The 14,482-nt window shown below is 51.2% G+C and carries 9 protein-coding genes; 4 read left to right on the top strand and 5 right to left on the bottom strand.

All coding sequences use genetic code 11. From position 1 onward, the window contains the following. Positions 1 to 247: 247 nt before the first annotated feature. The 5 genes from Q0198_RS05080 to Q0198_RS05100 all read right to left on the bottom strand — a co-directional run bounded on the left by Q0198_RS05080 (position 248) and on the right by Q0198_RS05100 (position 8,319). On the bottom strand, positions 248 to 808 hold the full coding sequence (locus Q0198_RS05080) for a histidine phosphatase family protein (RefSeq protein WP_297895779.1): 561 nt from the start codon (positions 806 to 808) through the stop codon (positions 248 to 250). 168 nt (positions 809 to 976) lie between these two features. Next, positions 977 to 1,609: a tetratricopeptide repeat protein gene (locus Q0198_RS05085; protein ID WP_297895782.1), complete on the bottom strand. Its 633-nt coding sequence runs from the start codon at positions 1,607 to 1,609 to the stop codon at positions 977 to 979. 57 nt (positions 1,610 to 1,666) lie between these two features. After that, positions 1,667 to 4,294 (bottom strand): hypothetical protein, encoded by a 2,628-nt coding sequence (locus Q0198_RS05090; protein WP_297895785.1) that lies wholly within the window; start codon positions 4,292 to 4,294, stop codon positions 1,667 to 1,669. A 1,482-nt stretch (positions 4,295 to 5,776) separates the two neighbouring features. Continuing rightward, a complete protein-coding gene (locus Q0198_RS05095) occupies positions 5,777 to 7,423 on the bottom strand; it encodes a formate--tetrahydrofolate ligase (protein ID WP_297895788.1) in 1,647 nt (548 codons plus the stop codon). A gap of 137 nt (positions 7,424 to 7,560) precedes the next feature. Beyond that, entirely contained in the window at positions 7,561 to 8,319 is a 759-nt protein-coding gene (locus Q0198_RS05100) for an exodeoxyribonuclease III (protein WP_297895792.1), read from the bottom strand. 67 nt (positions 8,320 to 8,386) lie between these two features. Here Q0198_RS05100 and Q0198_RS05105 point away from each other — a divergent pair, with 67 nt between their 5' ends. The 4 genes from Q0198_RS05105 to Q0198_RS05120 form a co-directional block, all read left to right on the top strand. Continuing rightward, positions 8,387 to 8,749, top strand: coding sequence for a diacylglycerol kinase (locus Q0198_RS05105; protein WP_297895795.1), 363 nt, complete (start codon positions 8,387 to 8,389; stop codon positions 8,747 to 8,749). A gap of 379 nt (positions 8,750 to 9,128) precedes the next feature. Further along, positions 9,129 to 10,271: a PepSY-associated TM helix domain-containing protein gene (locus tag Q0198_RS05110; protein WP_297895797.1), complete on the top strand. Its 1,143-nt coding sequence runs from the start codon at positions 9,129 to 9,131 to the stop codon at positions 10,269 to 10,271. Beyond that, the gene (locus Q0198_RS05115; protein ID WP_297895799.1) at positions 10,268 to 12,403 is read left to right on the top strand and encodes a TonB-dependent siderophore receptor; all 2,136 of its coding nucleotides are present in this window, start codon (positions 10,268 to 10,270) and stop codon (positions 12,401 to 12,403) included. Before Q0198_RS05110 ends, Q0198_RS05115 begins: the two co-directional genes overlap by 4 nt. A gap of 223 nt (positions 12,404 to 12,626) precedes the next feature. After that, positions 12,627 to 14,482 (top strand): molybdopterin-dependent oxidoreductase (locus tag Q0198_RS05120; protein WP_297895801.1); only part of this gene is annotated, 1,856 nt, incomplete at its 3' end.

Raw genomic sequence — 14,482 nt, forward strand, 5'->3', positions numbered from 1 at the left:
AGACGTTTAGCCGCTCAAGCCCCAAGGCCTTGATGTGCTGTAGCGCCTTTTGCGCTTCCGGCTCAAAAACCACCTCGCTCGCGCCGTATGGTTTAAATTTTACTTCGCGGCGGCGGGCTATCCGTATTCAAAAAGCAGCGCTCATTGCATGATAAAATTTCGCCGCCTCGCGACAGCTGTCAAACGGCGCATTAAATTTAAAATTTACAAAACGCAAAATTTCAAAATTTCGCGCAGAGCGGTATCTTTACGCGGCGCACTGCCAAATTTCTACGCAGAAGCAGCCCTCGCAAAAGCGGTATATCAGGCGGTAGCCTGCCCGCCGCGCGCTATGGCGTATGACGCGCAGCACGAAGCCGTGCGCGATCACCGCCGTGTCCGCTTCCAGCAGCGACGGCATCAGATCAAGCGCGCGCCGCCGCTCTGCTTTCGCGCTTGCGCCGCTAGGGTTCATGCCGCACAGCCACAGCAGGCGTGAGAGCACGAGCCAACAATCAAACGGCATTTTTATTAGCGGCACGGGGAATATTCGCAGATTAAACTCGCGCAAAGCCTCTAGGTACTCTATGTCCCGTCGGTGTGGAAACAGCTTTTGTGCCGTAAGTGCGGCGCGCGGCAGCGGAGAGGAACATATTCGGCTTATGCGAGCGAGCTCTTCGTATGCGGCGCTGCTTTTAAATTTATCGATTTCATACAAAGCTAAGCTTTGCGTAGCGTCATATAGGATCGCGCGCCGTGCGGCCTCTGCGGCGTCGCACACGCCGCGATCGATCAGCGGCGTAACGTGGCGGATCAGCGCTAGCGTCATTATCTTGCCTCCTAAAATACGAGCCCGCTAAGAACTTGCGCCGTTATGTTTCCGCTCCTACAGGATACTTGATGTTTAGATTTGCGCTATTTATGCGAAATCTGCTATGGTTCTTGCTCTGTAGCCACGGCGAGCGCGAGAGTCTGCTTCAAAGCATGGATTTGCGGGCTATTTAAGCCTCTCGTAGCTTTCGCATGAGCTTTTCCATGCCCTTTCATGCTCCGCTACCGAACTCATAAATCTATCCTTGCCGCCTAGCTCGCAGGCTTTTTTGTAGTACTGTGCGGCTTTAACATTATCTATGCCCTCGTAAAGACGCGCTAAATTTAAGCACGCAAGCCAGCTGTCCGCGATATCCATATCGCAACCGCGCACATAGTAACCTACGCCCTTTATAGCGTCTTTGCGCACGCCCCTACCTTTGATATACGCAGAGCCTGCGTTACTGCAGCCTATCGCGTGCCCGTCATCGCAGGCTTTGTCGAACAGCTCCGCCGCCTTCGCCTCATCGTGCGGCATCCCCTCTCCGCTTTGATACAAAATGCCTAAATTTACGCACGACTCCGCATCGCCGCCTTTGCAAGCTTTGACGTATAACGGCGCAGCCTTTAGCAGATCTTGCGGCACGCCCCAGCCATAATTGTAAATTTGCGCCAATGCCCCGCACGACTTCATATCGCCCTTATCGCAGGATTTTGTAGCCCTGCTTATATCGTCTGCGGTGATTTCAAAATTTTCGGCTAGCGCGAAATTTGCGGAAAGCACCGCAGCGAATGCTAGAATTAAAATTTTATTTTTCATTTTAGTCCTTTTTGATTTTTTAAGATCGCCCGCCAAGCCTAAGACGCGGATTTATCGTTAAGGCGCAGTTTGATCGCTAGAGTTCGGGTTCGATCTCGCCTGCTCTTTGCTTTTTAGAGCCTCGTAAATTTCATCGACGCCGCTTAGATTTTGATCCAAAACCTCCCTCGCCTTTTTTAACGTGCGTGCGCCAAAAATTCCATCCTGCTTGGCTCCGATGCTTTTTTGAATATATAAAATTTTATCCTTTTGCATCGCAGCGGAATTATTAGTCGCCCCGGAAGCGGAATTTGAAGCAGGGCTTTCAGAGCCGCTAGAGCTTGCGCTCGTAGAATTTTCGTCTGCAGAATTTACGCCATCACTCGCGGAAGCGGAATTTTCCTCCTTAAAAAATGCAGGCATCCATCCTTGCAGTAGCCCTGCTGCGCCGGTTTTCGGCACATAGCCCGTATTTGCCGCGCCTCCGTAGATTGCGCTAGCTAAAACGGCGCAGAGCATGGCTTTGCAAAAGCTAGCAAACGCCGCGCCGCCTCTGCCGCAGCGATACTCTCGCGGGATTTTACGAGCTTTTACGACGCACCGCACTACGCTTGCCAGCCACAGCGCCACACCGCCTAACAGCCCTGCAGCAGCGATTGCCACGCCACATGCAAGTGCCCAAAAATAATGCTCCGCAAAGATCATCTCGAAGCAGCCCTCGCACGCCAGTGCAGCCGCTGCGATGAGCTCGCCTCCGCCTATACACCACACCGCGCGGTCATATCGCGGACTTAGCACGCCAAGCGCCCCAGCCATCGCGCTGCCCAAATCGCGAGCGCATTGCTGCGAAATAAAGCCCTCGCAAACGCGCATAAGCGCCGCGGCGAAACTCTGCACGCAATCCTCGCGCAAAGAACGTGGGAAAAAGAACTTCTTTAATCGTGCAAAGGGCGAAATTTTAGAATTTGACGCAGGATCTTGCGTGTTCGCGCGATTTTTAAATTTTGCAGCGGCTAGATTTTCGGAATTTATTGCGGCGGAGTCTATGAAATTTGTGGAATTTTCAGCACCCAAGACACTTAAATCTCGGTAATCTCGCTCGCCGCGTAATTCGTAAAGACCCTCCGCGGCGCGATCAGAAGTGTCACTTAAGCCTTCTTGCGAGCCGGCAAAATTAGATCCATTCTGCGCGCGAGCTTCGCTGCTTTGCTGCCTAGCATCAAAATCGCTGGCAGAATTCTCTCCGCTTTCCGAAAGATCCGCCCCTGTAAATTTTATGCTGCCGCCCACTCCGCCTGCGAACCTGCCAAGCTCTCTGCGCGATCTCAAGTGATTATCTTCTGCGCTTATAGGATTTGCCGAAGCGCTCGCGAATTTCGTGCCCGCAAATTTTACGCTCGCGCCGCCCTCGAGATTTTCTTTGCGCGAAGCGTCTTTTGTAAGGCTCAAAGCGTCGCGGTCAGCCGCGCTGCGGGCAAAATTTGCAAAGTTAAAATGTCCATCCGCGCCGCGCAACTGCTCGAGATTTAGCGTCTCGCCGCGCAACTTAGCACTAGCTAGACGCATCGCCGCATCCAGCGCAGGCTTCGCGCGAAATAGCGCAAAAAGGCTTTGCGCATCGTCCCACCCTAGCCTAGCGGGTGCGCCGCGCACCGCCGCAAGCTCCGACGCAAAAACTTCGTCAAAAAAGCTGGGCCTTACGAATGTCACGCCGCCGAAGCACGCCGCATCGTAAGCCTTGCCACAGACGGCAAAACTCAAGCGCAAAAAATCATCCTCCGCGCTAAATACCGCTTCGCAGCCGCCCTGCACCGCTCGCAGCGAGCTTAGACGAAACAAAAGTCTGCGCGCAGCAAAGCCCACGCCCTTGCTGCATAAAAAATCCAGCAGCTCGCGCCCGAAAACCTGCGAGCTAGCGCCTATGCTGACGCTCGGGCGGGCATAAACGGATACTTTGCCGGTGCGAGTGAAATACCCGCGCCCATCGCAGTGCTCGCAGCGAAAATCGCCCGCACCGCCGCACTTTTCGCAGCGCAATCTGCCTGCGCCGCCGCAAGTGGGACAAATGCGCGAGCCGCTACCACCGCAGCTAGCGCAGGGAATGAAGCGATAGCCCATAGAATTTGATGCAGAGCCTGCGGCACCGCTCTTAGAAGCATCGTGCACGCGAGCGTCCGTAGAGCTTAAAGCCGCGCGGCTATAGCCACCGGTGCCCTTGCAATCGGGGCAGATCAAGCGCCCGCGCCCGCCGCAGTTAGCGCACGGCGCCTTGCCTGCGCCTTCGCAGCCTTTGCAGCGTCTCCTGCCCGATCCACCGCAATGCTCACAACGCAGCTGAACGCTAAAGGGCTTAAAATCGTGAAATTTTATGATTTGATCCGCATTCATAGCGGCTTTTTGGGGATCTGCACGCAGGCGTAGCATAAAGGCCTCGCTTAGCTCCGCATCAGTGCTTGCCGCGCGCAGGCACTCGCGCGCATGAGCTTCGAACTGCGCGACGTCAGCGAAATGCAGCTGAGCGCGCTCACCGCCACTTATCTGCGAAACGCTAAACTTGCCGGCAAAGTCATAACGCACGCCAAGTCGCACGCTAAATCCGTAGAACTCGCGATCAAGCTCGCGCAGATCGGCGCCGCCGCTACGCGCTAAAGCTTTGAGTCTAGCGACAAACACCTCTGCTAGCTCCTCTTTATCCAGCTTGTCCATGATCGCTCCTTTCTTGCGGGCGCGCCACAAAGCCGCGCCGCATAAATTTTAAAATTCCTTTATTAAAATCCTGCAAATTTTACATTTCATACAATTATACCGCGAAAGGGAATTTTAAAATTCCAAAATCTCACGCAGGATGGAATTTAGCGCCATTGCGCGCCGTAAAATCTCGCTGCAAATCAAAGCTCTAAAATAGAGCTCGACGCAAAATCTCGCACTGCGGCGTGGCGACTTACATAACTGCCGCAACAAATACGGCGCGAACGGATCACAAAACAGAGCCGCCAGGCATACGGCGCCTGAGTGGTAGCAGCGGGCATGCAAGACTTTAATTCCGCAGCAGCGCATAATTTGGCTCGCGACGATGCGCGACACAGCGTAACGCGAAGCAAATTTCACGCCTACATAGAATTTTAAATTTCACAGCTAGCTCGTACGTACGCACAGCATGAAATTTAAAATTTTACGACAGCTATAGTGCGGCGTGCAGCGGCCTAAAATTATGCGATAAGCGGCGCGCAAATTTCAATCCCGCGCGACAATCAGGCGACGGGTGCATAAAGTGCAATTTAATTTACGAGCGCATAACCGACATATTATCGCACAAATTTAGTCGCAGCGGGCAGCACGAAATTTCATGACGCGACGCATCGGCTCGTAAAATTTAACTCTACTGCTATGCAGCTATAGCCGCCTGCGCCTTTGCAAGCAGAACGGATCAAGCATCCGTGCCCACTGCAGGCGCTACACGGCGGTATGTAAAATTTAATCTGGGCGCCGCAAACCTCCGCCAACATGACTGATCCACACGAGCGTAAAATTTAGCTCGCCTGCCGCATAATTTAACTCGCAGCGGTGCATGTCGCGGCGCAAGCGCGAATTTTAGCTCGTGCGGCGATCTGCTGCGCGACCGACGGATTAATTTGACGGTGCGCTCGACATGAAATTTAGAATCTCGTAGCAACACATGACACTGTGCGCGGCCGCGTGAAATTTTAAATTTCACGACGAGCCCACGCGTTATGAAATTTTAAATCTCGCCCCGATGAGCTCGCAAGCTCGCGGCCGGCTCGGTTTAAGATCTTGCGCCCGGTTTTTGCGCGGAATTTCGCGAGCAAAATCTCAAATGCTAAACCTGCATGGGTTTCGCGCCGAATTTCTGCGTAGAATTTTACGCAGAATTTAATGAAATTTCGCGGGACGAACCCGGCGCGCCGAAATCCGACCAATCCGACCAATCCGACCAATCCGACCAATCCGACCAATCCGACCAATCCGACTAATCAAAACTCAACTGGCTAAAACCCAGCGCAATAAAACCGAGGCATAGCAAAACCATGACGTGATAAAACCGGGGCGCGATAAACTCGTCTCAACCTACAAGCAAAATTTATCGCCGCCGAAGCCCGCAGCTAAATTTTACCGCCCAAGCGCGGAATTTTCGGCTTTGGCTTCGGGCACCGAAAATAAAATTTCAAATCACGCCAGACCGCTTATGACGCCATCGCTCGTGATTTTCATATTTAGCGCGTTAGGAACCTTCGGCAGCCCCGGCATAAGCATTATCTTGCCGCAGACGGCTACGATGAAGCCAGCTCCCGTGCGGATCTGAAGGTCCTTGACGCTGAGCTTAAAGCCGCGCGCGCGCCCAAGCGCCTTGGCATCGTCGCTGAAGCTATACTGCGTCTTTGCGATGCAGACGTTTAGCCGCTCAAGCCCCAAGGCCTTGATGTGCTGTAGCGCCTTTTGCGCCTCGGGCTCGAAAACGACCTCGCTCGCGCCGTAAATTTTAGTAGCGATCTTTTCGATCTTGCTCGCCGTATCGTCGCTAAGCTCGTAGGCGAATTTCAGCTCCTTAGCGCGCTCGCACTCATCTATGACGAGGCGGGCTAGCTCAAGCGCGCCCTCGCCTCCTTTGGCGAAATTTTCGCAAATCGCCATCTGCACGCCGCGCTGCTTGCAGTACTCGCGCACGAAGGCGATCTCGCCGTCGCTATCGAAGCTAAAGCGGTTAAGCGCCACGACCGGATTTAGCCCGAAGTTTCGTAAAATTTCGATATGCCCGCCTAAATTTACGATGCCTCTTTGAAGCGCGGCTAGATCCGGGCTCGCGATATTTTCTTTATCCGCGCCGCCGTTGTATTTAAGCGAGCGGATCGTGCTAACCAGCACCGCGGCATCCGGAGCGATGCCTGCGCGGCGGCACTTGATGTCTATAAATTTTTCAGCCCCGAGCTCGCTTCCGAAGCCCGCCTCCGTCACGGCGTAATCGGCAAGACTTAGAGCTAACTTGCTCGCCATTATGGAGTTGCAGCCGTGCGCGATATTTGCAAAGGGTCCTCCGTGCACGAGCGCGGGCGTATGCTCAAGGCTTTGGATGAGATTTGGCTTCATCGCGTCTTTTAGCAGGATCGCCACGGCGTCCGCGCAGCCCAGATCGCGCACATATATCGGCTCTCCCTGCGTATCGTAGGCGACCATGATGTTTGCGATGTTTTCCTTAAGCTCGGCAAGATCGTTTGAGAGGCACAGAACTGCCATTATCTCGCTGGCGGCAGTGATATTAAAGCCGTCCTCGCGCTGCACTCCGTCGGTGCGCCCGCCCTGTCCAACGGTGATGTGGCGCAGTGCGCGGTCGTTCATATCCATGCAGCGCTTCCACAAAATTTTATCGATTTTTAGCGGGTTTTCTTGATACAGCGAGTTGTCGATGACCGCCGAAATGAGATTGTTTGCGGAGGTGATCGCGTGAAAATCGCCGTTAAAATGCAAATTTAGATCATCCATCGGCACCAGCTGTGAATACCCGCCGCCCGCAGCCCCGCCTTTGATACCAAAAACCGGCCCCAGCGACGGCTCGCGCAGCGCAAGGCAGACGCTTTTGCCTAGACGCTTTAGCGCGTCAGCTAGACCGATAGAGGTCGTCGTCTTGCCCTCGCCAAACGGCGTCGGATTGGTCGCCGTGACCAAAATAAGCTTCGAAGCGCGCGATCGCGGCTTGATGTTTAGCTTGGCTTTGTAGTGGCCGTACAGCTCGATCTCATCCTCGCCAAGCCCCAAATTTTTCGCAACGTTTGAAATTTTATCCGGCTTCGCCGCATTTGCTATTTCGATATCGCTCAACATTTTCTCTCCTTAAATTTAAAATTTTATCGCGCAACATTTACGCACCGCCTCTTTAAATCCGCACATTAGCCGCCGCTACGCGCACCTTGCCCGCAAGCCGCGCAAGATCAAAGCTCGCGCCGCGAAATTTGCCCCGGCTAAATTTCGATCTCGATGCCCACGGGGCAGTGGTCGCTACCCATCACGTCGCTTAGGATGAAAGCGTCCTTTAGCCCCGAGCGCAAATTAGCCGAGATGAAAAAATAATCGATCCGCCAGCCTACGTTTTTTGCGCGCGCATTAAAGCGGTAGCTCCACCACGAGTAGGCGTCCCGCAGCTCGCCGTGCACGGCGCGGAAGGTATCGACGAAGCCCGCCGCCTCCACCTCATCGAGCCACGCTCGCTCGATCGGCAAAAAGCCCGAGGTTTTGGAATTTGCTTTGGGGTTCGCAAGATCGATCTCACGGTGCGCGGTATTCACGTCGCCGCAAAATATCACCCCGAGCCCCTGCTCCGCGAGGCTACGCGCGTAGGCTAAGAATTTCGCGTAAAATTCCATCTTGTAGGCTAGCCGCGCCTCGTCCTTTTGGCCGTTGGGAAAGTAGATATTAAAAAGCACGACATCGCCGAAGCGGTGCTGCAATACGCGTCCTTCGTCGTCTGGGAAAAACAGCGCCTTGCTCGTCTCGCTTTTAAATTTAGCTAGGCTTGCCACGCCCGAATATCCCGCGCGAGCGGCGGAATTTAGATCGATCTGAGAAAATCCGAGCTCGTAAAGCCCTTTCGGAGCGTCCTTTTCGCTCACCTTGATCTCTTGCAAGCCCAAAAAATCGGGATTTTGCTCCGCAAGCCACGCAAAGCCGTCTTTGCCGAGCACTGCGCGCAGCCCGTTTACGTTCCAACTAATCAGTTTCAAATTTAGCCTTTGGCGCAAAAATTTTGGTATGATTATACGAAATTTTGACTAAATTTAAAGGAAAATTATGCGCAATCAGCCCAAATACCGATTTTTTGCCAACTGGAGCTACGCGATGGCGGGTCTTGCCGAGATGCTTCGCAGCGAGCGTAGCTTTAGACTCGAGCTTTGCGTGTTCGTCCCGCTTCTGCTGTCGCTATTTTTTTGGAATTTCGGCGCGGTACTAAATCTATTTTTGATCTTCGGCGTGGTCTTTACTATAGCGCTTGAGTGCATAAACTCCGCTATTGAGCGCGCGGTTGATCTTACCACGAGCGAAATCCACCCGCTAGCCAAGGGCGCCAAAGACACCGCAAGCACCGCCGTGATGATTAGCCTATTTCTCAACGCCGCGCTGTGGGGATATGCGCTTATCGGTAAATTCTTTTAATCGCGTGATTGCAAATTTCGCGATAAAAGACTTAAATCTCTGCAACGCAGAGTTTTTTTGGCGAGTGCGGAATTTGCAAGCCACTTGAGTCGTTGATCGTCCACGCCTGCAACCCAAACACGACCCTGCGTGATATTGAAATTTTAAAATCCGAAATTTGCTTTAAATTTAAACTCTCCTGTGCGCGAAAATTTTAATATTCGCTCGGCTCTTAAAATTTTAAAATAGCTTTTAAAATTTCTATAGATAAATCATTCAAGCAAATTTTACGCCGTAAAATTTTAGCTAAAAAATTATAATGACTTTCAAGATGCTTTAATACAATTTTCACTAAAATCACGCCGTCTTAATTAAAATAATTTTCAAAAAAAGGAAAATTTTGTCTAAATCCTTTCGCAAAATCTCGCGCAAATTTCATTTGTGGCTATCTTTGATATTTTGCATACCCCTTATAATCATTTCTATAAGTGGCTCGGTTTTAGTTTACGCGGAGCAGATCAATGAAGTTTTGCTAAAAGACAAGGTGTTTAGGACACAAGAAAGCGTGGCGAAATTCCCCGTTAGAATGAAATTTAGCACCCTGCAATCCGAGATAAATTCCAAATTTAAAGAGTATGCGATCATGGGCTGGAGCATCGCGCAAGATGCTTCAAAGACCGATAAAATCAGACTTTCCTCGCAGAAGCTACAAAAGCAAGCCCTAATTTACCTGGACGCCTTTAGCGGCGAGATTAAAGGCGCGCCCATGCCGCGAGATGAGGGCTTTATCGGCGCGATAAATAAACTGCACGCGGAGCTGTTTTTAGGTCGCGGCGGTAGAATTTTTGCAGGCGTTGTGGGGCTTAGCGCGCTACTTATCGGCATTAGCGGCTTTTTTATCTACAAAAAATTTTGGCAAAACTTATTCTCGCTGAGGCTAGATCGGGCCATATATTTTATGCGCGGCACTCACCGCCTAATCGGAGTCGCGAGCACTCCCGTAATGTTTGCTATAGCTATAAGCGGAGCATGGTGGGAGCTAAGGGCGGTAACTTACAAGCCGCTCGCAAATCCATGCGGCGCGGTCTTGCAGAATTTTAAGACCGAGCAAAATTCCACCGTCGCGGCATCAAACAGAGCGGCAAGCATGAAAGCGGTGCAAAATCTTGCGACGCTAGATGAGGCTTTAGCGCGGATAGCGGTTAAATTTAAAGAATTTCGCTCCACCTATATCGCCTTTCCGCTCTGTCCGGGCGGCGCTTTTACCGTATACGGCTTCGAGACGGGGCAAAACCCGCTGCAAAGCCCTTACGCGAGCCGTATTACGATATCAGATACAGGCGAAATTTTAAAAGCGGACTTTATAAACGATGCGGATTTTTCGGACAAACTTCAAGACGGCTTTCGTCGCGCCCATGCGGGCTCATACGGCGCAATAACGAAGCTTATATGGTTTTTAGCGGGGCTTGCACCCCTATTTTTAAGCATTTGCGGATTTTACATAACCCTAAAAAATAGAAATTCTAAAAGGAGAAAGTTATGAAGAAAGTATCTCTTTCGCTCGTAGTCGCATTAAATATGCTAACTTCGCTTTATGCGGAAAATAACGCCACTGCGAGCACCCCGGAGGACTTAGGCACCATAGAGGTGCAAGATACCCAAAAGCTCCGTCGCGACGACAGAGATTATGAGGCTAGAAAGCTCGTTAAAAGTACCACCAGGCTCGATCTTACGGCGAGAGAAACGCCCCAGTCTCTTACCGTGGTGACCGAAGCCAAGCTAAAAGATATGGGGATAACCGATTATCAGGTGCTGATGCGAAATATCGCGGGCATTACGAGCGGGCGTATGGATGAGAGGCTCTATCCTACGGCGCGCGGATTTAGCATAGATTATTATCTGCTTGATTCGATGCCTAGCTTCGGAGGTTTTAGCCTCGGGGCGAACGATTTAAATTTACTGCCATATGAGCGCGTTGAGGTAGTAAAGGGCGCGAACGGATTATTAGCGGGCGCGGGAAATCCCGCCGCGAGTTTAAATTTTATCCGCAAGCACGCGGATTCCGCCGTTCCGAAAGGATACATCAGCCTAAACGGCGGCTCATACGACAAATACGGGCTTAAAACCGATGTGCAAAGCCCGCTCAATCAAAGCGGTTCGGTGCGCGGACGCCTAGCGTTTATGCATGAACGATCGCACTCCTATATGGACTATTACAATCGTCGCAATACTGCCGTTTATGGCGTATTAGATATCGATGTAACGGACGATTCAAGGCTGAGCTTTGGCTCATTTTATCAGACTCTACGCCGACATGGCACGCGCTGGGGCGGAATGCCCGCGTTTAACTCGGACGGCACGCGCACGCACTTCGGCAAAAACAAAATTTTCTCTCAGCCTTGGACGCGATACGACATCTCTACGCTTGATTTTTATGCCGATTTTAAACAATATTTCTCAAACGAGGCGAGTTTAAGCTTGAGTTATTCGTTTCGTCGCGCTCATACCGATTCAAATTTGCTCTATTATGGCGGCAGGGTAGGCCCTGGCGGCATCGGAAACGTCGCCGATCTTAGCGTTTATGCTAACAAGCGCGAAGAGAATATCCACAATATCGATGCCTATGTGAATATCCCTTATGAATTTTTCGAACAAGATCATGAATTCGTATTTGGCGCGATGTATAATCTCTACAAAAAGGGATCCGATAACGTAAGTAGCTACTGGAATAACCGAAATACTCCAGCAGGCCTTGCTTATGCCGCGCGTACTAGAATAAATTTTAACGACCTTCATATTGAAGATCCACGCTTACCGTATGTAGATCAAAATAATGCCGATCGAACTATTCAAAAAGCAATTTATGCCGCGAATAAACTCTCAATCACCGAGGATTTAAAGCTCTTATTAGGAACGCGGATGAGTTACTATAAATATAAAATTACAGGTGGAGCAGATAATAGAAATTTTACCCGCGAAATTACTCCATATGCAGGGATCACCTATGATTTAGATGATCATCATACCCTTTATGCAAGTTATACGAGTATTTTTAAACCTCAAACCTACAAGGACAAAAACAATAAATATCTTGATCCCATCCAAGGCAAGGACTACGAAGCGGGCATCAAAGGCGAGTATTTTGACGGCGATCTGCAAGCAAGCCTGGGCGTTTTTAAGATCATCCAAGATAAGCTCGGCATCCGCACCGACGAGTATATCACGGGCACAAATTCCTACGCTTACAGGCAGGGTCGCGGAGTAACCAGCAGGGGCTTTGAAGCGGATGTAAACGGTAAAATTACCGATGCACTAAGCCTAAGCATGGGGCTAGCGCACTACAAAGCCAAAGATGCTGACGGCAATATCTACGCCAGCGACTCCTCCCGCACCAGCGCAAATCTTTTTGCAAAATATGAGATCGGCACATTTAGAATCGGCGCAGGCGCGATGTATCGCTCAAAGATTTATTCCGACTCGCCATACGGCAGGATCGAGCAGAAAGCCTACACGATTGCAAACGTAATGCTAGGCTACAAAGCGAGTAAAAACCTAGATGTGCAGCTAAACGTCGATAACATAACCGATAAGCGCTATTTTGAGGGCATCGGTTCTAATCGAATGATCTACGGCGATCCGCGCACCTTTAATCTAAGCCTTACGTATAACTTTTGACCCAAATAGTCGCGGCGGAATTTGTCTAGTGCTTAGCTCTAATAGAATTCCATCGCGACGCCATAGATAAATGGCAAATTAAGCCTAAATTTCGTAAAATCACCGCCAAGACGCGAGGTCGCGTAATACGTTAAAAGGCAAACGATGCAAAACTCAACCTCATAAATCCTGCTAAATTTAAACCAAATCAACCAATCAAATTTAAATTTAACGGAGAACAACCATGAAAAGACGAGACTTTCTAAAGCTAGGCGCGCTCGCGGCAGCTTCGGCGCAGGCAAAGCAGTTTGATGCGGCGGCGCAAGCGATATTTGACGAGCAGATGGGGCTTTGCGCGAATAAATTCGGCGCGTTTTACGTCCAAACCATCGGCGGCAGGGTCGTTGATACTGAGCCGTTTGAGGGCGACGCGATGCCTACGGTGCTAAACAACGCCCTAAGCGATCACATCCAAAACGAAACGCGCGTGAAATACCCCTACGTGCGCAAAAGCTTCCTAGCCGATCCCTCAAATCCAAAGCCGCAGCTTCGCGGCAAAGAGCCCTTCGTGCGCGTTAGCTGGGACGAGGCGATAAAGCTAAGTGCTAAAATTTTAAAAGAGAACTTCGACAAATACGGCTCGGAGGCCATCTACGGGCAGCTTTATCAGTGGGGCAGCCTCGGTAAGGTCGGTCACTCGCAGCGCACCGCAAAGCGCATGCTAAACGCGCTAGGAGGCTACGTGAGCGAGCTTGGCGGCTACTCATACGGCGCGGCGACGGCGTTTTTGCCTCACGTGACCGGTTCTATCGATCCGACGCACGCTCCGACGCGCTGGGAGGGCGTGGTAAAGGAGGCCAAAACGATCGTATTTTGGGGCACGAATCCGGTCGTTTCAAACAAGATCGCTATCGGTGTACCGATGCACAACTCCTACGCCTACTACGAGATTATGAAGGATAAATTTAAAAAAGGCGAGATGAAAATTTACAGCGTGGACGTCTACCGCAACGAAACGGCGGAGTATTTCGGCGCGGATTATCTTGCCGTGCGCCCCTGCACCGATACGGCGATGCTGATCGGGCTTTGCGAATATCTTTACGAAAACGGGCTTTACGACAAAGATTTTATTGAGCGCTACACGGTCGGGTTTGATAAATTTAAGGAGTATTTCACCGGCGCGAAAGACGGCGTGAAAAAGGATCTAAAGTGGGCGAGTAAAATTTGCGGCGTGAGCGAAAAAGAGCTAAAAGAGCTAGCGGGTACGCTAGCTAAAAAAGACGCGCTCATCGTCACGGGCTACGCGATACAGCGACAGCATCACGGCGAGATGGCGTACTGGGCGCTCATCGCGCTGGCTGCGATGCTAGGCGATATCGGCAAGACCGGGCGCGGATACGTGATGAACGATCAGATGCATAAAAACGCCGATATTAGCTTCATCGCGCCAAAGCTTCAGGCATTTAACCCCGCGGTAAACGAAAAATACATCGCCCCGCAAGGCAAGCTAGCCAAAGTCAAATACCACGAGATACCAAACAGCAGGCTCATAGACGCGATCATGGAGCCCGGCAAGCAGATCGAGCGCAACGGTAAAAAGTACGTCATGCCGCACATTAGAGTGATGTTTAACGCCAACGGCTCGACCTTCACCCGCCACCCAGACACCAACCGCGCGGTCGCAGCGATGAAAAAGATCGAAGCGATCATCACCACGGAGCCCTTTTGGACGAGTACGGCAAGACTCAGCGACATCGTGCTGCCAGCTGCTCTTGAGTGCGAGCGCACGGATATCGAGTTTGCAAACTCCACTAGCGAATACCTCTTTGCGATTAAACCGCTAGTAAAGCCCGCAGGCGAGAGCAAGAGCGACTTTGAGATCGCGCGGCTCATCTGCGCGCAGTGGGGCGAGGAGTACGAGCAGGCCTTTAGCGAGGGCAAAACGGAGCTTGAGTGGGTGAAGGAAATCTACGCCGATGCAGTCCAAAAAGCCGAGAGCATGGGCATAGCGATGCCTAAATTTGAGGAGTTTTGGCAAAAAGGTTACGTCAAATTTGATAAGATCGACGAGAAAAAACGGTACTTCACAAACTACGCGGA

This window comes from uncultured Campylobacter sp., from assembly GCF_938045205.1.
In the GTDB taxonomy this organism is placed as follows: Bacteria; Campylobacterota; Campylobacteria; order Campylobacterales; family Campylobacteraceae; genus Campylobacter_B.

Coding starts and splice junctions, on each gene's coding strand:
- Q0198_RS05080 (WP_297895779.1), bottom strand. CDS start 808: ATGACGCTAGCGCTGATCCGCCACGTTACGCCGCTGATCGATCGCGGC.
- Q0198_RS05085 (WP_297895782.1), bottom strand. CDS start 1,609: ATGAAAAATAAAATTTTAATTCTAGCATTCGCTGCGGTGCTTTCCGCA.
- Q0198_RS05090 (WP_297895785.1), bottom strand. CDS start 4,294: ATGGACAAGCTGGATAAAGAGGAGCTAGCAGAGGTGTTTGTCGCTAGA.
- Q0198_RS05095 (WP_297895788.1), bottom strand. CDS start 7,423: ATGTTGAGCGATATCGAAATAGCAAATGCGGCGAAGCCGGATAAAATT.
- Q0198_RS05105 (WP_297895795.1), top strand. CDS start 8,387: ATGCGCAATCAGCCCAAATACCGATTTTTTGCCAACTGGAGCTACGCG.
- Q0198_RS05115 (WP_297895799.1), top strand. CDS start 10,268: ATGAAGAAAGTATCTCTTTCGCTCGTAGTCGCATTAAATATGCTAACT.